Source organism: Microcella sp., from assembly GCF_033763155.1.
Lineage (GTDB): Bacteria > Actinomycetota > Actinomycetes > Actinomycetales > Microbacteriaceae > Microcella.
In genome coordinates this window covers 1-17,662 of the sequence record NZ_JANRKZ010000158.1, presented here as the reverse complement: position 1 = coordinate 17,662, position 17,662 = coordinate 1, and the positions used below count along the sequence as shown (strand labels likewise).

Below are 17,662 nucleotides of genomic sequence, written 5' to 3'. Positions count from 1 at the left end.
GTAGACCGTGACGGCGACTTCGCGGCGGCGGGCATCCGTCACGACGGCGAATCGGCCGGCGGCGATACCCCCCTCGACGAGCGTGAGGGCGACGGCGTCGTGGCTGGCAACCGGCAGCAACGGGATGCCCCGCGCGAGCGCGACCGCGCGCGCCGCCGCAATGCCCACCCGCAAGCCCGTGTACGGCCCGGGTCCGATGCCCGCGACGACGCCCGTGAGATCTGCAGCCGAGACCCCCGGTGCGTGCAGCACCTCATCAAGAAACGGGCCGATGACTTCGGCGTGGCGGCGGGTGTCGTCGGTGCTGCGTTCGGCGAGCACGGTGCCGTCGAGCGCGACAACCGCGACGGCGGTACCCGCCGAGGTGTCAATCGCGAGCAGCATGCAGCCAGCCTAGGTCGGCCCACCGCGGGCCGACGCCCTCGATCGTCACGGTGCGGGGTTCGATGGGGGCGTCGTCGGCCGCGCCGTTGAGATCGTCGTTCGCGGCCTCTCGCGCGTCACCTGTCGCGCCCGCGCCCGTCGGCCGCTCGATCGTGATTGCGAGCCACTCATCGACGAGGTGCTCGAGCAACCCGGCTCCCCACTCGACGACAACGATCGAGCGTGCGAAGTCGAGATCAAGATCGTCGAGCTCGGCCGCGTCGCGCAACCGGTAGGCATCGACGTGCACGAGGGCGGGGCCATCGACGCGCGGATGCGTGCGCGCGAGCACGAACGTCGGGCTCGTCACGGCCCCGCGCACACCGAGGGCAGCGCCCAGTCCGCGCGTGAGCGTCGTCTTTCCGGCTCCGAGCTCGCCCGTGAGCAACACCGTGTCACCCGCCCGCAACTCGGCGGCGAGAACGGCTCCGAGTCGCGCCATGGCATTGGGGTCGGCGATGGAGAGCGTGACCGCCATGCTCACGCCCCCGTACGGTGCACGCGGCGCCCCAGGCGCGTCACGAGTTCGTAGGCGATCGTGCCCGCCGCATCGGCCCACTCGTCGACGCTCGGATCACCGTCGGCGGGGGTGCCCCACAGCACGGCTCGATCGCCGATCGACACTGGTGCGTCGCCCACATCGACGATGAGCTGGTCCATCGCAATGCGTCCGACGACACGGTGCACCGCCTCGCCAATGCGCACGGGAGCATCGACGGCCGCGCGCGGCACACCATCGGCATAGCCGAGCGGCACGAGCGCGAGCGTCGTGGGGGCATCCGTGCGGTGCAGGTAGCCATACGACACACCGCTGCCCGCGGGCACGCGCTTGAGCCCGACGACACGCGCGCTCAGCTGCATCGCTGGCGCGAGCGGCAGTGTTCCCCGCAGGTGGCGCTCCGGCGCAATGCCGTAAAGCGCCAGGCCGAGCCGCACCATGTCGTAGCGGGCGGCCGGGTGGTCGAGAGCCGCGGCCGACGCGGCGAGATGACGGATGCCCGGGTCGAGGTCGACCGCGCGCAGAGCATCCAGAAACCGCTCGAAGGCGACCACTTGCGCGCGATCATCGTCGGGCGACGTGTTCGACAGGTGACTGAAAACCCCGCCCAGATGCACGGCGCCAGCAAAGACGGCGGCCGCGAGGTCGTCGACAAAAGGGCCCCACTCTGACTCAACGACGCCGTTGCGCGAGAGGCCCGTGTCGACCTTGACGTGCACCGTCGCTCGGTGGCCGCTCGCGACTGCGCGCGCGAGATGTTCGCGCGAACTCAGGCCGAGCATGATGCCCGCCTCAGCCGCCGCGGCGAAGTCGGCCTCGGGGTCGTGCAACCACGCGAGCACGGGCGCATCGATGCCCGCGGCGCGAAGCTCGAACGCTTCGTCAAGATCGGCAACGCCCAGGTGGTCAACGCCTGCCTCTAGGGCTGCCCGAGCCGCGGTGATCGCGCCGTGGCCATAGCCGTCGGCCTTGACGATCGCCATCGTGTGCGGCGTGGGTACGAGTCGACGCATGGCCTCGGCATTCGCCGCGATTGCCGACGACGAGATTCGCGCCTCGCGCAACGGACGCGTCATGACTCGGCCACGACAAACGCGATGGCGACACCGGCATCGTGCGACATTGAGAGGTGCAGAGAACCAATGCCTCGCTGGGTCACGATCTCGGCCGCGCGGCCACTGACGACGAAGTCGGGGTTTCCCTCGGCATCAGAGATCACGCGCATGTCGTGCCAGGTGACGCCGTCGGTGACCCCGAGCGCCTTCATCAGTGCCTCTTTCGCGGCGAAGCGACCGGCGAGCGACCGCAGCGGTAACTCGCGCTCGTTGTCGACGAACAATCGCTCGCGCAATCGCGGCGTGCGATCGAGAGCGCGCTCAAACCGCGCAAGGTCGACGACGTCGACTCCGATTCCGACGATTCGTCCCATGGCGCACGTGTGGCGTTCTCGACCGAGCTACTCGACGCGCTGACTGAGCGCGCCTACTCGACCGTGACCGACTTGGCGAGGTTGCGCGGCTGGTCGACGTCGAGACCCTTCGCCGAGGCAAGCTCCATGCCAAAGATGTGCAAGGGCACGACGGCCAGCAGCGGCTCGAAGAACGGCGAGGCGAGCGGGATGCGAATGACCTCGTCAGCGTGCGGCAGCACCGCAACATCACCCTCTTCGGCGATCGCGATGACGCGAGCGCCACGAGCGCGAATCTCTTGGATGTTCGAGACCACCTTCGCGTGCAACGAGTTCGGGTCGCGCGGGCTCGGAACGATCACGAACACGACTTGCCCCGGCTCGATGAGCGCGATCGGCCCATGCTTGAGCTCGCCAGCGGCAAAGCCTTCTGCATGGATATACGCGAGCTCTTTGAGCTTGAGAGCACCTTCGAGGGCAACGGGGTAGCCCACGTGGCGGCCCAAGAAAAGCACCGATCGCGTGTCGGCCATCCAGTGCGCGAGTTCTTTGATGCGCTCACCCGTCGCGAGCACGGCCGTGAGCTTCTCAGGAACGGCTTGCAGTTCGGCAACGAGGCCCCGCGCGCGCTCGGTGCTGAGCGTTCCGCGAACCTGGCCGAGCTGAAGGCCGAGCAGGTAGATCGCCGTGATCTGTGCCACGAAGGCCTTGGTCGACGCGACTGCCACTTCGGGGCCCGCGTGGGTATAGACGACCGCGTCAGACTCGCGCGGAATCGTGGCGCCCTGCGTGTTGCAGATCGACAGCGTGCGGGCACCTTGCTCGCGGGCGTACTTGACGGCCATGAGGGTGTCCATCGTCTCGCCCGACTGGCTGATCGAGACGACGAGAGTGTTGGGCGAGAGCACGGGCTCGCGGTACCGGAACTCGTGCGCAAGCTCGACATCGACGGGGATGCGAGCCCACTGCTCGATCGCGTACTTGCCGACCATGCCCGCGTAGGCGGCGGTGCCGCACGCAATGATGAGCACGCGGTCAATGCTCGAGAGCACGTCGGCGCCGAGCGCCGTCACTTCCGGCAGGTCGACGAGTCCGTCGTGCACGCGGCCGATGATCGTCTTGGCGACGGCCTCGGGCTCTTCGCTGATCTCTTTCGCCATGAAGCTCGACCAGCCGCCCTTTTCGGCGGCCGAGGCATCCCAGTTCACCTCGAAGGTGTTGGGCGAGACAGGCGTGCCCGCAAAGTCAACCACCTCGACGCTGTCGGGGCGGATGGTGACGAGTTGGTCTTGCCCGATCTCCATGGCCCGGTGCGTGTACTCGACAAACGCGGCCACGTCAGAGCCCAAGAAGTTTTCGCCCTCACCGAGACCGATGACGAGCGGCGAATTGCGGCGAGCGCCCACCACCACGTTCGGCTGGTCAGAGTGCACCGCGAGCAGCGTAAACGCACCCTCGAGTCGGTTGACGACACTGAGCATGGCGGTCGTGAGATCACCGGACTCACGGAATGCATCGCCGACGAGCAACGCCGCAACCTCGCTGTCGGTCTGCGAGCTGAAGGTGTGACCGCTTGCGAGAAGCTCCGCCTTGAGCTCAGAGAAGTTTTCGATGATGCCGTTGTGAATGAGAGCAAGCTTGCCCTCGTCTCCGAGGTGGGGGTGAGCGTTCTCGTCAGTCGGTCCGCCGTGCGTGGCCCAGCGCGTGTGGCCGATGCCCGTTTGGCCGTCGGTGAGCGGGGTTGCCGCGAGGTCGTCGCTCAGAATGCCCAGCTTGCCGGCGTGCTTGCGCGTGTCGAGGTGGCCGTGGTCGTCGATGACGGCAACCCCGGCGGAGTCATAGCCCCGATACTCGAGTCGCTTGAGACCGCCCAGAAGCACCTCGACGCTGCTCCGGGTTCCGACATACCCCACGATTCCGCACATAGCCGACCATTCTACGGCCCCTGCCACAGCGGAGTGCCCGGGGGTACTGTGGGGGGCGATGAGCGATCCACACGCAGCGCGCGACACGAGCCCGTTCGACGAGATCGACCGGCAGCAATGGGCGTCCCTCGCCCCCACCACGGCTCATCCCTTGACCGAAACCGAACTCGTTCAGCTTCGTGGGCTCGGCGACGCACTTGACATGCGCGAAGTCGCCGAAGTGTATGTGCCGCTCAGTCGATTGCTGAGTCTCTATGCGGTCGGGGCGCGCGAATTGCACCAGGCAACGCGCAGCTTCTTGCGCGAGCCCGGAGAGCACACTCCCTTCGTCATCGGCGTGGCGGGGTCTGTCGCCGTGGGCAAGTCGACGATTGCGCGATTATTGCGCGAGCTGCTCTCTCGGTGGCCCGATACGCCGCGGGTCGAGCGCGTGACGACTGACGGCTTTCTGTTGCCCACCGACGAATTGGTGCGACGCGGCATATTGCATCGCAAAGGGTTTCCGGAGTCGTACGACCGACGCGCGCTCTTGCGCTTCGTCGCGCGCGTCAAGGCCGGCGCCGACGAAGTGCGCGCACCCGTTTATAGCCACTTGAGTTACGACCGCGTGCCCGATGCCGAGGTGATCGTGCGCCGGCCCGACATCTTGATCGTTGAAGGCCTCAATGTGTTGCAGCCGCCCAACGCCGGCGCATCACTCGCGGTCAGCGATCTCTTCGACTTCACGATTTATGTGGATGCCCGCACGAGCGACATCGCACAGTGGTACGAAGAGCGCTTCTTGGCCTTGCAACGCGGGGCCTTTACTGATCCGCGCAGCTACTTTCACCGCTATGCCGCGCTTTCACCCGACGAAGCGGTCGACAAAGCCCGCGAGATTTGGCGCGAGATCAACGAACCCAATCTCGTGCAGAACATCTTGCCCACGCGGGCTCGCGCGTCGCTCGTATTGCGCAAGGCGAGCGATCACACGGTCGAGACCGTGTTGCTGCGCAAGATCTAGACGGCGAGCTGCTCGCGAACGATTGCGGCGAGGCGCTCGGCAACCTCGTCGGCGATCTCTTGCTCGGCAGCCTCGACCATGACGCGCACCATGGGCTCAGTTCCGCTCGCCCGCAGCAGAACACGACCGCTGTCGCCCAGTGCGGCCTCTTCGGCCGCGACGGCCGCGGCAATGATGGCGTGACCGTCGAGCGCCGTGCGGTCGACCCCACGCACGTTGATGAGCACCTGCGGAAACACGGTCATGACGTCGGCAAGCTCGGCGAGAGTACGGCCCGAGCGCACCATCTCGGCCGCGAGTTGCAGGCCCGTGAGAATGCCATCGCCTGTCGTGGCGTGCTCGCTCATGATGATGTGGCCCGATTGTTCGCCACCCAGGCTGAGCCCGTGTTCGGCGAGCGCCTCGAGCACATAGCGGTCACCGACGCCCGTCTCGATCATGCGCACACCGTGCTCGGCCATCGCGCGCTTGAGTCCGAGGTTGCTCATGACTGTCGCAACAAGAGTGTCGTCGGTGAGCAGGCCGCGCGCCTTCATCGACAGTGCGATGATCGCCATGATCTGGTCGCCGTCGATGACGCGACCAGCGGCATCCACCGCGAGGCATCGATCGGCATCGCCATCGTGGGCAATGCCGAGGTCGGCACCGTGTTCGAGAACGGCGGCTTGCAGCGGCGCCAGGTGCGTTGACCCCACACCGTCATTGATGTTGAGACCGTCGGGATCACTACCGATCACGGTCACGCGCGCACCAGCGTCGGCAAAGACCTGGGGCGAAATGCCCGCCGCGGCGCCGTGCGCGCAGTCGATCACGACGTGCAACCCCGCGAGCGACACGTCGACGGTGCCGAGCAGGTGGAGCACGTAGCGGTCTTCGGCGTCGGCAAAGCGACGGATGCGGCCGACGCCCGCGCCGGTCGGCGCGAGCTTCTCGCCCGACATCGCCTCTTCGATGCGGTCTTCGACCGCATCGGGCAGCTTCGTGCCCCCGAACGAAAAGAACTTGATGCCGTTGTCGGGGGCCGGATTGTGCGAGGCCGAGATCATGACGCCGAAGTCGGCGCCGATGTCGCCCACAAGAAACGCGGCAGCCGGCGTCGGGATGACGCCCGCATCGAGCACATCAATGCCCGAACTCGCGAGACCCGCCGATACGGCGGCCGTCAAGAACTGGCCAGAAATCCGCGGGTCGCGCGCGACGATCGCCGTCGGTCGCTTGCCCGCAGCCCGCAACTCTTCTGCGTGCCGCCCGGAGGTGAGCACGCGCGCAGCAGCCTGGGAGAGGCCGAGGGCGAGGTCAGCGGTGAGATCACCGTTGGCCAGCCCTCGAACCCCATCCGTGCCGAAAAGTCGACCCATGACGAGTCTTCTCCTCGATCGACTAGCGCTTCGAGTACTGAGGAGCCTTGCGGGCCTTCTTGAGACCGGCCTTCTTGCGCTCGATCACGCGCGCGTCGCGCGTGAGGAAGCCCGCCTTCTTGAGCGTGGGGCGGTTGTTCTCGCGGTCGATCTCGTTGAGAGCGCGCGCGATAGCGAGGCGCAAAGCACCCGCCTGGCCCGAGGGGCCACCGCCGGTGATGCGTGCGACGACGTCGTAGGCACCGCCCAGCTGAAGGATGGTGAAGGGGTCGTTGATCAGCTGCTGGTGCAGCTTGTTCGGGAAGTAGTCTTCGAGCGTGCGCCCGTTGACCTTGTAGGTGCCGGCGCCCGGGTTGATGCGCACGCGAGCAATGGCCTGCTTGCGACGGCCCACGGCCGCGCCGCCGACCGAGAGGATGGCGCGGGGCGCCACCGACGCGGCGGGAGCCGCCGACTCGGTCGTGTAGCTCTCGGGTGCCGACTCAGGCGTGATGTCGTCGGTGTTGATGTCGGTGTTCGTAACGTCTGCCACGATGCTGATTCCTTTAGCGTCTGCGCGGCCGCTACTGGGCGACCTGGTCGAGGGTGTAGATCGTCGGCTGCTGCGCAGCGTGCGGGTGCTCGGCACCCGTGTAGACCTTGAGCTTCTTGATCTGGGCGCGGCCCAGCGAGTTCTTCGGCAGCATGCCGCGAATGGCCTTCTCGACAGCGCGCTCGGGGTTCTTCTCGAGCAGTTCGCTGTAGGAGGTCGCCGTGAGTCCGCCCGGGTAACCCGAGTGGCGGTAGGCCTTCTTCTGCGCGAGCTTCGAGCCCGTCAGGGCCACCTTGTCGGCGTTGATGATGATGACGAAGTCACCCATGTCCATGTGCTGGGCAAAGGTCGGCTTGTGCTTGCCGCGCAAGAGAACGGCGGCGTGGCTGGCGAGGCGGCCCAGGACGACATCGGTTGCGTCGATGACGACCCAGTTGCGCTGAACGTCAGCGGGAGTGGGGCTGAAAGTGCGCGTCACAGTGCTAGTACTTTCGTGTCGAGTAGTTCGTGAATCCCGCTCCGGGGGGAGTTCGCGTCTCGATGAGAGCGAACGCCACGGTGGAGGGCTCAACCGGATGGCCGTCGGCGACGGGCACCAAGGGTCGAGCCTACCCGTCGGCGGGAGGCCGGTCAATCTGGCGTGATTAGTCCGAGGGGTCGGATGCCCTGCCGACAGGCTCGCGACGCGCTCGCGTGAGCTCGGCGCGCGCCCCGAGCTCGGCGTCAGGCGGGTAGGCCACCTCGACGAGCGTGAGGCCTTTTGCCGCCACCACCGGAAACGCGTTGACCTTGACGGCCGCGTCGAGAATGCGCGTGAGCTCGTCGGGTGCCAGCTTGCCGAGCCCGACGGCGACCGCCGCACCCACGAGCGCTCGCACCATCGAGTGACAGAAGGCGTCGGCCCGCACGGTGGCGATGAGCACACCCTCGGCGTCGCGCGTCCACTCGTAGTCGAGCAGGGTACGAATGGTGGTCGCGCCCTCGCGCGGTTTACAGAAGGCGGCAAAGTCATGCAGGCCGCGCAGACTGCGGGCAGCAGCATCCATCGCCGCCTCATCGAGCACGTTCGGATGCCACAGCGTGTGTGCCCGTCGACGGGGGTCGTGGCCGCTCGTTGCGTCGGCTATGCGGTATTCGTAGCGGCGCCAGAGCGGTGAGAATCGCGCGTCGAAACCCTCGGGGGCGAGCGTCACTCGTGAGATGACCACATCAGGAGCCGTCGCGCTGATGATGCCGTTGAGGCGGCGCGTCAACGAGGCTTCTGTGGTTCCTCCGCGCCGGGCGGCGGCAATGGCGCGCCACTGCTGCTCGGTCAGGTCGATATGCGCCACTTGCCCCGTCGCGTGCACTCCCGCGTCGGTGCGACCGGCAACAACGAGGCGAACCTCGAGATCGGGATGCCGCACGAGAGTGGCGATGGCATCTTCGATGACCTCTTGCACCGTGCGCAGGCCGGGTTGCTTGCTCCACCCCGAGAACGCTGTGCCGTCGTAGGCGATATCGAGCCGCAGGCGCACAGTCTCCACAACCGCTCAGTGTACGGCGCGTTATTTGACCCATGACGCTCGGGGCGCGACGCTTAACGCACCATGTCGGCCATCACCACGAGCACCGTCGCCCGCGATCGCCTTCCCGGCCTCGACGGCCTGCGCGCCCTGGCGATCGTGCTCGTGCTCGCCTACCACCTGTTCCCAGGGCTCGCCCCCGGCGGATTCATCGGCGTCGACGTGTTCTTCGTCGTGAGCGGCTATCTCATCACCGCCCTCCTGGTCGCCGAACACCGAGCGCGAGGACGCATCGCACTCGGGTCATTCTGGGCGCGCCGAGCCCGCCGCTTGCTGCCCGCCCTCATTGTCGTCGTTGGGCTCTCGTCGGCGGTCGCAGCACTCATCGGGGGCGACATTCTTGTGGGCATCGGGTGGCAGCTCGCCGGCGTGCTCACCTTCAGCAGCAACTGGTGGTCGATCGCCCAGGGGGCGAGCTACCTCGACCAGACGAGCCCCGACCTCTTTCGGCACGCATGGTCGCTCGCGGTTGAAGAGCAGTTCTACGTCGTGTGGCCCCTCGTCATCATCGTGATTCTGTTGCTGCCCCCGCGCTGGATGCGGGTCACGGTTCCGCTCGCGCTCGCGGCAGTCTCGGCGGTGGCGATGGCCGTGCTCGCGGGCGACCCTGCGGTCGATCCAGCCCCTGCTTCGGTCGCCTACCTGTCGACGCTCACGCACGGCTTTGGGCTGCTCGTTGGCGCGGGCGTGGCGCTCGGGGTTGAGCCGCTCCGCGAGCGGACATCCGCCCCGCGCATTGCCGCCTGGGTCGCCGACCTGGGTGCTCTTCTCGCCACGAGCGGGCTGATCGCCGTGACCTGGGCGCTGTCGATCGATGCCGCAATCACGTATCGCGGTGGGCTGGTTGCGGCAACCGCACTCACGGCCGTGGCCATCGTGTGTTTGTATCACCCCGGCGGGCGCGCGGTGCGCCTCGCGGATGCCCCGCTCGCGCGCTGGGTCGGTGAACGCTCATACGGCCTCTACCTGTGGCACTGGCCCGTGCTGCTGCTTCTCGCCGCGGCACTCCCCCAGATCGATCGCATCGGTTCGCAGAGTTGGATGCTCGGGCTCGCCGCCCTCGTCATTGCCGTCGTTCTCGCGGCCCTGAGTTTTCGATTCATCGAGCAACCGATTCGTCGGCGTGAGGTGCAGCGCGCGCTCGTGGGCGATCTCGGGTGGGGTCGCGCTCGTCGGGCCATTCTGGGGGTGGGAGTCGTCGCGGCCATCGCCGGCCTACTGGCCGGAGCGGGCCTCGCCATTGTCAGGGCGCCCGCGCAGTCGCAAGCGGAAGCGTTTATCGCCGCCGGGCAGGCCTCGCTCTCGGCACCCCGGCCCGCGGTTCCGTTGCGCGTTCCTCTGAGCGAACGCGGGCCCGATGAGGCCGACACGGTCGCCATCGCTTCGGGTGACCAGATCATCGCCATCGGCGACTCGGTGATGCTCGCTGCGGCACCCCAATTGCAGGCGCGTTTTCCGGGAATCGCCATTGACGCGGCGGTTTCTCGACAGATGCGGCAAGCACCCGAGATTCTTCGGGCCCTTGCCCGCAAGGGTCAACTGCGCCCCATCATGATCATCGGCCTCGGAACCAACGGATCGATCGACGTTGCCACACTGCACGAATTGCGGGGCATTCTCGGCCCCGACCGGCAGTTGATTCTGGTGAGCGCCCAGGCGCCTCGCGGCTGGATTGCCGACGTCAACGCGAGTCTGCACGCCTTTGCCGACGACTACCGCGACGTGGTCATCGCTGACTGGCGCACGGCTATCGCGCCCGAGCTCGACGTGCTCGCTCGAGATCAAATCCACCCGGGCTCGGCGGGCGGGCGCATCTATGCCGGTGCGGTTGCTGCAGCGCTCCAACAACTCGCGGAACTGCCGGCACTGGTCGACTACGACGAGAACCGGGAGTTACCGCGTCCTCGCTGACGATTCGCGGGTGAGTGGGGCTAGAACTGCAGGCGGTACGACACGTCTCGCGCCGTGGGCTCGAATCCCAGTCGGGTGTAGACACCGAGCGCACCTGTCGGGTTCTCGGTGTCGACGTCGAGCACCGCTGTCTCGAGCCCCGCATCCCGATAGGCCTGCATGACTGCGGCGAGCAGGGCGCTCGCAAGGCCGCGGCCTCGCCACGCGCGCACCGTGCCGACGAGACCGATGTAGCTCGAGCGTGATCCTGCTCGCTCCCAGTCGTCTTCATTGGTCTCGGTGATGACGAAACCGATCACGTCGTCACCCGCCAGGGCAATCCGACTCAAGTCGGCGCGAAAGCTCGGGAGTCCCTGCATCGACTCCCACGCTTCGCGGCTCGCGGGCTGGCTTCCCCAGTGGTCAGCGAAGGCGGCGTTCTTCGCCTCGCGAACGGCCTCACTCAGTGACGCGTCGAACGGGAGAACGCGCACGCGGTCGGGTACCGCAGCCTGAGAATCAACGAGCGCAAGGTCGGCCTCAAGGGTCGTGAAGTAACGGGCAGGCTCAAAACCTCGGCGCTGTAGCAAGCGGCCGTGTTCAGGAGCACGGTCGGGTGCATAGCTCAGAACCCATGCCGGCAACGTCGCATCGCTCGCGGCAAGCATGTGAAGAGCCCGTGATTGTTGCCAGGCGAGAAGCTCCCGGCCGATGCCTCGGCCACTATGGCCAGCGGCCACGCCGCCGAACAGAATCACGTGGACGAGCGACTCGGGGTCAGGCGGCGCGACGACGAGGCCCCACGCGACGGCAGTTCCATCGGCGTCGGTTGCCAGCAGGCCATCGCTCGACGGGTCGACCCAGGAATGGGTGAGCTCTTCGTGGATTTCGTCGACTGATTCGCTCCACGTGGGGTGATCGCGCGCGCTGATTCGCTCGGCGAGTTCGGCGATCGTCGCGGCGTCGTCGGTCGTGAGCGAGCGCCAGTGGATACCGGCGGGACCCGAGGGCATGGTCACTGGTGGCGGCGTGGGCACCCGAGTGTGGAGGGGTGGCAATGACTCGGTCACGCCAGAAAGCGTACGGCCCCCGCTCCGAAGTGCGGGGGCCGTAACGGGATCGTGACTGTTCTCGACTACTTCGACTCGTCGTCCGACGCAGCCTCGGCATCGGCCTCGGCGACGGCGGCCTCCTCGGGGGCGGCAACCTCGTCAGCAGCGACCTCGTCAGCAGCGACCTCGTCAGCGACGGGCTCGGCAACAGCGGGCTCGTCGACGACAACCTCGGCAGCGGGGGCCTTCTTGGCGGGGGCGGCTGCCTTCTTGGCGCTCGCGGCCTTCGGGCTGACCGGCTCGAGAACGAGCTCGATGACGGCCATGGGGGCGTTGTCACCCTTGCGGTAGCCGACCTTCGTGATGCGGGTGTAGCCGCCCTCACGCTCGGCGACGAGCGGCGCGATCTCGGTGAAGAGCTCGTGCACGGCGCTCTTGTCGCGAACGACCGTCATGACCCGGCGACGGGCGTGCAGGTCACCGCGCTTGGCGAACGTGATGAGGCGCTCGGCGAGCGGACGCAGGCGCTTGGCCTTCGTCTCGGTCGTGGTGATGCGCTTGTGGGTGAACAGCGCCGTCGCAAGGTTTGCGAGAAGAAGGCGCTCGTGGGCGGGTCCGCCACCGAGGCGGGGGCCCTTCGTGGGCTGAGGCATGATGTGTGTTCTTTCGTATCAGAGAAGAGAGGGGGAGCGGAACAGAACGCGGGGCGTCCTAGCTCTCCTCGTCGTCGTAGCCACCGTAGAAGTGAGCGCCGTCGAACCCGGGAACCGCGTCCTTGAGCGAAAGGCCCATTTCGACGAGCTTGTCTTTGACCTCGTCGATCGACTTCTGGCCGAAGTTGCGGATGTTCATCAACTGCGTCTCGGAGAGCGCAACGAGCTCGCTCACCGTGTTGATGCCCTCACGCTTGAGGCAGTTGTAGCTGCGCACCGAGAGGTCAAGGTCTTCGATCGGCATCGACAGCTCGGTCGACAACACCGCGTCGACCGGCGCGGGGCCGATCTCGATGCCTTCGGCCTGAGTGTTGAGCTCGCGCGCGAGACCGAACAGCTCAACGAGCGTGCGGCCGGCCGATGCAATGGCATCGCGCGGCGTGATCGCCGGCTTCGACTCCACGTCAACGACAAGGCGGTCGAAGTCGGTGCGCTCACCGGCACGAGTTGCCTCGACGCGGTAGGTGACCTTGAGCACGGGCGAGTAAATCGAGTCGACCGGAATCTGGCCGGCTTCGCTGAATTCGCTGCGGTTCTGGGTCGCGCTGACATAGCCACGGCCGCGCTCGATCGTGAGCTCGAGCTCGAACTTGGCGCTGTCGTTCAGCGTCGCGATCACGAGCTCAGGGTTGTGAATCTCGACCCCGGCGGGCGCCGAGATGTCGGCGGCGGTGACCTCACCAGCCCCTTGCTTGCGCAGGTAGGCGGTAATGGGCTCGTCGTGCTCGCTCGAGACGACAAGGTTCTTGACGTTGAGAATGATCTCGGTGACATCTTCTTTCACGCCAGCAATGGTGCTGAACTCGTGCAGAACACCGTCGATACGGATGCTCGTCACGGCAGCCCCGGGAATCGACGAGAGCAGCGTGCGGCGCAGTGAGTTACCGAGCGTGTAGCCGAAACCGGGCTCCAGCGGCTCGATGATGAACCGGGACCGGAACTCGGAGACGTTCTCCTCGGTCAGCGTGGGACGTTGTGCGATGAGCACTGTTGATTCCTTTCGGCAAAGTGTCCGCCATATGACACTTGTGGCGCGACGAGTGGCTGGCTCGTCGAGTGTGTTGAGTTATCGAAGTTCGATGAGTGCAGGTCGTGCACCAGTGCCGACGACCGTGACGGGCGACGAATCTGGTGGTGTGGTGGGGCCCCCTCGGGACCCCACCACCAACTCCAGCGGTTAGACGCGGCGACGCTTGGGCGGGCGGCAGCCGTTGTGCGCCTGAGGCGTCACATCGCTGATCGAGCCCACCTCGAGGCCGGCGGCCTGAAGCGAACGAATCGCCGTCTCGCGGCCCGAGCCCGGTCCCTTGACGAAAACGTCGACCTTCTTCATGCCGTGCTCTTGCGCCTGACGGGCAGCCGACTCGGCAGCGAGCTGGGCGGCAAACGGCGTCGACTTGCGCGAGCCCTTGAAGCCCACCTGGCCCGACGAAGCCCAGCTGATCACGGCGCCGGTCGGGTCGGTGATCGACACGATCGTGTTGTTGAAGGTTGACTTGATGTGAGCCTGGCCGACGGCGATGCTCTTCTTCTCTTTGCGGCGGGGCTTGCGCGCGGCCGACTTGGGTGCTGCCATGGTCTTCTCCTAAACCTGTAGATTGCGCGGGTCGCGGCGGGGCCGGACTAGCGCGCCTTCTTCTTGCCGGCGACGGTGCGCTTCGGGCCCTTGCGGGTGCGCGCGTTGGTCTTGGTGCGCTGACCGCGCACGGGGAGGCCACGACGGTGGCGGATGCCCTCGTAGGAGCCGATCTCGACCTTGCGGCGGATGTCGGCAGCAACTTCGCGGCGGAGGTCACCCTCGACCTTGTAGGTGCCCTCGATGTGGTCACGCAGTGCGACGAGCTGGTCGTCGGTCAGGTCTTTGACGCGCACGTTCGGATCGATACCCGTGGCGGCGAGGGTTTCGGTCGAACGCGTGCGTCCGACTCCGTAGATGTAGGTGAGGGCGATTTCCACGCGCTTATCGCGCGGAATGTCCACTCCGGCAAGACGGGCCATGATGGCTCCTTCAGGTGGGTGAGAGGTGTGGAGCAGAACCGGTGCCAGGGCCTCCCGCCCTGGGTGTCCCCCACTCGCGTGGGATCTGGAACTGCCTGGAGTTCGTATTCAGTTGTGAGTTCGTGGAGGCCCTAAAGCCTTAGCCCTGACGTTGCTTGTGGCGCGGGTTCTCACAGATGACCATCACGTTGCCGTGGCGACGGATGACCTTGCACTTGTCACAGATGGGCTTGACGCTGGGGTTGACCTTCATGGTGTTCTTCTCTCTCGCTGGCCTCGTGCGCCGGGTGGATCCCCGGGCCGTTCCTTATCCGGCGAAACGGTTACTTGTAGCGATAGACGATGCGGCCGCGGGTCAGGTCGTAGGGGCTCAGCTCAACGATCACGCGGTCTTCAGGAAGAATGCGGATGTAGTGCTGGCGCATCTTTCCCGAGATGTGCGCGAGCACCTTGTGGCCGTTGGTCAGCTCGACGCGAAACATCGCGTTGGGCAGCGCTTCGACCACCGAGCCTTCAATCTCGATGACACCGTCTTTTTTGGCCATTGCCTCTTCGTCGCTAAAAGTGTGGTTTCTACCGGTCGTGCGGATGACGCGGTGCTGCTGCGAGAAATCCCCTCTGCACGGCGGGATCTCGGGAGACACGCCAAAGGCGTGCCAAAGGCACCAAAGATCGAGCTTAGGTGATATGACCCTTCAGGGGCAAGTCGAAACCGAGAACTCGATCGCCAGAAGAGATCAGGCGGTGAAGTGGATGCCGCGTGAGGCGAGTGCGGCTTCAATGCGCGACGTCACCTCAGCAACCTCACCAATGCCGTCGACCTTCGCGAGCAACCCGCGGTCGTCGTACACGCCAATGAGCGGAGCCGTCTGCTGCGCATAGACGTCGAGCCGGTGACGCACAACCGCTTCATCGTCGTCGGAACGACCTTGTTCGAGTGCACGCTTCTTCAACCGCTCGACGACGACGTCGGGCTCGGCGACAAGTTCGACCACAGCATCCATCGACGCCCCGTGGTCGCTGAGAAACTCATCGAGCGCGCGAGCCTGGTCGATCGTTCGCGGGTAGCCATCGAGCAGAAACCCCGCAGCCGCGTCGGGCTGAGACAGCCGATCAGCGACGAGATCGTTGGTCAGGCTGTCGGGAACGTTATCGCCCGCATCCATGTAGGCCTTTGCCTTGAGACCCAGCTCGGTCTCGTTGCGCAGGTGCTCACGAAAGATGTCGCCCGTCGAAATGGCGGGTACACCCAAAGCGGTTGAGAGGCGCTGCGCCTGCGTGCCCTTGCCCGCGCCGGGCGGGCCGATCAGCAGCAGACGAGCGCTCATCGCAGCAAACCTTCGTAGTGACGCTGTTGCAGCTGTGCGTCGATCTGCTTCACGGTTTCGAGGCCGACACCGACGATGATCAGGATGCTCGCGCCACCGAAGGGGAAGTTCTGGTTTGCCCCGATTGCCGCAAAGGCGATCAGCGGAATGAGCGCGATCAAACCGAGGTAGAGCGACCCCGGCAGGGTCACGCGCGTCAACACGTAGTCGAGGTACTCAGCCGTCGGGCGACCTGCACGAATGCCGGGGATAAAGCCGCCGTACTTCTTCATGTTGTCGGCGACCTCTTCAGGGTTGAAGGTGATCGCGACATAGAAGTACGTGAAGCCAACGATGAGCAAGAAGTACATGACCATGTAGATCGGGTTGTCACCCGACACCAGGTTGTTCTGAATCCAGACGACCCACTCAGGCGCCGTTTCACCCGCCGCCGGCTGGTTGAACTGCGCGATGAGCGCAGGCAAGTAGAGCAGCGATGACGCGAAGATCACCGGCACAACACCGGCCATGTTGACCTTGATCGGAATGTAGGTGTTGTTGCCTCCGTAGGTGCGACGACCGACCATGCGCTTGGCGTACTGCACCGGAATGCGACGCTGCGACTGCTCGACAAAGACCACGCCAGCCATCACCAGCAAGCCAATGCCCAGAACGAGCACGAAGATCTCCGGGCCCTGCGAAACGGCGATGGCCCAGAGAGCCGATGGGAACGTTGCGGCAATCGAGGTGAAGATGAGCAACGACATGCCGTTACCGATGCCGCGCTCGGTCACCAGCTCGCCGAACCACATGATGAGACCGGTACCGGCGGTCATCGTGATGACCATGAGCAGAATCGCGTACCACGCGTCGTTCGTGATGAGCTGGCTGCACTCAGCAACACCGCTCGTCGTGGGGAACAGCGCACCAGCGCGAGCAACCGTGATGAGGGTGGTCGACTGTAGCACCGCGAGGGCGATCGTCATGTAGCGCGTGTACTGCGTGAGCTTGGCCTGACCCGCCTGACCCTCCTTGTGCAGAGTGTCAAAGTGCGGAATGACGACGCGCAGCAGCTGCGTGATGATCGACGCCGTGATGTACGGCATGATGCCGAGCGCGAAGATCGAGAGCTGCAGCAGAGCGCCGCCGCTGAAGAGGTTGACGAGTTGGTAGAGACCCGTGGCGCCCTGATTGCCGGCGAGGCAGATCTGCACGTTCTGGAAGTCGACGAACGGCGCGGGAATAAACGATCCCAGGCGGAAGATGGCGACAATCCCGAGGGTAAAGCCGATCTTCCGGCGCAGGTCGGGCGTGCGGAAGATCCGCCCGATAGCTCTGAACACGAGGACCTCCCGTAGAAAAACCATGAGCACCCGTACGCCCGGCGGCGACGGATGCTGTGGCCCGAGTGGGCCGGACCCGCAGGGAAGGGTGGCCCCGAAGGGCCACCCATCACCTACTGGATCGAACCGCCAGCAGCGACGATCTTCTGCTCAGCCGAGCGCGAGACCTTGTCGACGGTCACGTTGAGCTTAACCGCAATGTCGCCGTCACCGAGAACCTTGACCTTCTCGTTCTTGCGCACAGCGCCCTTCGCCACGAGGTCGGCAATGGTGACATCGCCGCCCTTGGGGTAGAGCTCGGCAAGTGCGGCAAGGTTGACGACCTGGTACTCGACCCGGAAGGGGTTCGTGAAACCGCGCAGCTTGGGCGCGCGCATCACCGAGTTGAGGTTGCCACCTTCGAAGCCGGGCTTGACCTGGTAGCGGGCCTTGGTTCCCTTGGTACCGCGGCCAGCCGTCTTACCCTTCGAGCCTTCACCACGACCAACACGGGTGCGGTCTTTCTTCGATCCCGGAGCGGGACGAAGGTGGTGAACCTTGAGCACCTGCGGGCGCGCGACCTCGGTCGACGCGGCCTTCTTCGCGGGGGCCTTGGTGTCAGGCGCCTTGTCAGCAGCGGCCTTCGCCGGAGCCTTCTCGGCAGCGG

General features: G+C 65.9%; 21 protein-coding genes. 2 read left to right on the top strand and 19 right to left on the bottom strand.

Annotated features, from left to right (window positions below):
• The 5 genes from tsaB to glmS all read right to left on the bottom strand — a co-directional run.
• The coding region (gene tsaB, locus SFU54_RS06670) for a tRNA (adenosine(37)-N6)-threonylcarbamoyltransferase complex dimerization subunit type 1 TsaB (protein ID WP_319015507.1) at positions 1-384 on the bottom strand (384 nt) is incomplete at its 3' end.
• Complete coding sequence (gene tsaE, locus SFU54_RS06665; RefSeq protein ID WP_319015506.1) at positions 368-901, bottom strand: tRNA (adenosine(37)-N6)-threonylcarbamoyltransferase complex ATPase subunit type 1 TsaE; 534 nt, start codon at positions 899-901, stop codon at positions 368-370. The genes tsaE and tsaB, both read right to left, overlap by 17 nt.
• Positions 902-903: 2 nt before the next feature.
• Positions 904-1,998: an alanine racemase gene (gene alr / locus SFU54_RS06660; RefSeq protein ID WP_319015505.1), complete on the bottom strand. Its 1,095-nt coding sequence runs from the start codon at positions 1,996-1,998 to the stop codon at positions 904-906.
• Positions 1,995-2,351: a holo-ACP synthase gene (locus SFU54_RS06655; protein ID WP_319015504.1), complete on the bottom strand. Its 357-nt coding sequence runs from the start codon at positions 2,349-2,351 to the stop codon at positions 1,995-1,997. Before SFU54_RS06655 ends, alr begins: the two co-directional genes overlap by 4 nt.
• A gap of 53 nt (positions 2,352-2,404) precedes the next feature.
• Positions 2,405-4,255, bottom strand: coding sequence for a glutamine--fructose-6-phosphate transaminase (isomerizing) (glmS, locus tag SFU54_RS06650; protein WP_319015503.1), 1,851 nt, complete (start codon positions 4,253-4,255; stop codon positions 2,405-2,407).
• A 58-nt stretch (positions 4,256-4,313) separates the two neighbouring features.
• Here glmS and coaA point away from each other — a divergent pair, with 58 nt between their 5' ends.
• Positions 4,314-5,258, top strand: a complete 945-nt coding sequence (gene coaA / locus SFU54_RS06645; RefSeq protein ID WP_319015502.1) for a type I pantothenate kinase — start codon at positions 4,314-4,316, stop codon at positions 5,256-5,258.
• Here coaA and glmM read toward each other — a convergent pair.
• The 4 genes from glmM to truA form a co-directional block, all read right to left on the bottom strand.
• Complete coding sequence (gene glmM, locus SFU54_RS06640) at positions 5,255-6,616, bottom strand: phosphoglucosamine mutase (protein WP_319015501.1); 1,362 nt, start codon at positions 6,614-6,616, stop codon at positions 5,255-5,257. The genes coaA and glmM overlap by 4 nt on opposite strands.
• A 22-nt stretch (positions 6,617-6,638) precedes the next feature.
• Entirely contained in the window at positions 6,639-7,109 is a 471-nt protein-coding gene (gene rpsI / locus SFU54_RS06635; protein WP_413466579.1) for a 30S ribosomal protein S9, read from the bottom strand.
• 70 nt (positions 7,110-7,179) lie between these two features.
• The gene (gene rplM, locus SFU54_RS06630; protein WP_319015500.1) at positions 7,180-7,626 is read right to left on the bottom strand and encodes a 50S ribosomal protein L13; all 447 of its coding nucleotides are present in this window, start codon (positions 7,624-7,626) and stop codon (positions 7,180-7,182) included.
• A gap of 166 nt (positions 7,627-7,792) precedes the next feature.
• Complete coding sequence (gene truA / locus SFU54_RS06625; RefSeq protein ID WP_319015508.1) at positions 7,793-8,665, bottom strand: tRNA pseudouridine(38-40) synthase TruA; 873 nt, start codon at positions 8,663-8,665, stop codon at positions 7,793-7,795.
• 72 nt (positions 8,666-8,737) lie between these two features.
• Here truA and SFU54_RS06620 point away from each other — a divergent pair, with 72 nt between their 5' ends.
• The gene (locus SFU54_RS06620) at positions 8,738-10,624 is read left to right on the top strand and encodes an acyltransferase family protein (RefSeq protein WP_319015499.1); all 1,887 of its coding nucleotides are present in this window, start codon (positions 8,738-8,740) and stop codon (positions 10,622-10,624) included.
• Positions 10,625-10,644: 20 nt separating this feature from the next.
• Here SFU54_RS06620 and SFU54_RS06615 read toward each other — a convergent pair whose 3' ends face one another.
• From SFU54_RS06615 to rplO, 10 genes are all read right to left on the bottom strand, one after another.
• Positions 10,645-11,616, bottom strand: coding sequence for a GNAT family N-acetyltransferase (locus tag SFU54_RS06615; RefSeq protein WP_319015498.1), 972 nt, complete (start codon positions 11,614-11,616; stop codon positions 10,645-10,647).
• Positions 11,617-11,738: 122 nt separating this feature from the next.
• A complete protein-coding gene (rplQ, locus tag SFU54_RS06610; RefSeq protein ID WP_319015497.1) occupies positions 11,739-12,308 on the bottom strand; it encodes a 50S ribosomal protein L17 in 570 nt (189 codons plus the stop codon).
• A gap of 58 nt (positions 12,309-12,366) precedes the next feature.
• Positions 12,367-13,356: a DNA-directed RNA polymerase subunit alpha gene (locus SFU54_RS06605; RefSeq protein ID WP_319015496.1), complete on the bottom strand. Its 990-nt coding sequence runs from the start codon at positions 13,354-13,356 to the stop codon at positions 12,367-12,369.
• A 189-nt stretch (positions 13,357-13,545) separates the two neighbouring features.
• Positions 13,546-13,944, bottom strand: a complete 399-nt coding sequence (gene rpsK / locus SFU54_RS06600) for a 30S ribosomal protein S11 (protein WP_319015495.1) — start codon at positions 13,942-13,944, stop codon at positions 13,546-13,548.
• A 47-nt stretch (positions 13,945-13,991) separates the two neighbouring features.
• Positions 13,992-14,366: a 30S ribosomal protein S13 gene (gene rpsM, locus SFU54_RS06595; protein ID WP_319015494.1), complete on the bottom strand. Its 375-nt coding sequence runs from the start codon at positions 14,364-14,366 to the stop codon at positions 13,992-13,994.
• Between the two features lie 139 nt (positions 14,367-14,505).
• Positions 14,506-14,619 (bottom strand): 50S ribosomal protein L36, encoded by a 114-nt coding sequence (gene rpmJ / locus SFU54_RS06590; RefSeq protein ID WP_047561540.1) that lies wholly within the window; start codon positions 14,617-14,619, stop codon positions 14,506-14,508.
• Between the two features lie 70 nt (positions 14,620-14,689).
• Positions 14,690-14,911, bottom strand: a complete 222-nt coding sequence (gene infA, locus SFU54_RS06585; protein ID WP_021759551.1) for a translation initiation factor IF-1 — start codon at positions 14,909-14,911, stop codon at positions 14,690-14,692.
• Between the two features lie 192 nt (positions 14,912-15,103).
• Positions 15,104-15,694, bottom strand: a complete 591-nt coding sequence (locus tag SFU54_RS06580; protein ID WP_319015493.1) for an adenylate kinase — start codon at positions 15,692-15,694, stop codon at positions 15,104-15,106.
• A complete protein-coding gene (secY, locus tag SFU54_RS06575; protein WP_319015492.1) occupies positions 15,691-17,016 on the bottom strand; it encodes a preprotein translocase subunit SecY in 1,326 nt (441 codons plus the stop codon). Before secY ends, SFU54_RS06580 begins: the two co-directional genes overlap by 4 nt.
• Before the next feature lie 113 nt (positions 17,017-17,129).
• A partial coding sequence (gene rplO, locus SFU54_RS06570) for a 50S ribosomal protein L15 (protein ID WP_319015491.1) occupies positions 17,130-17,662 on the bottom strand: 533 nt, incomplete at its 5' end.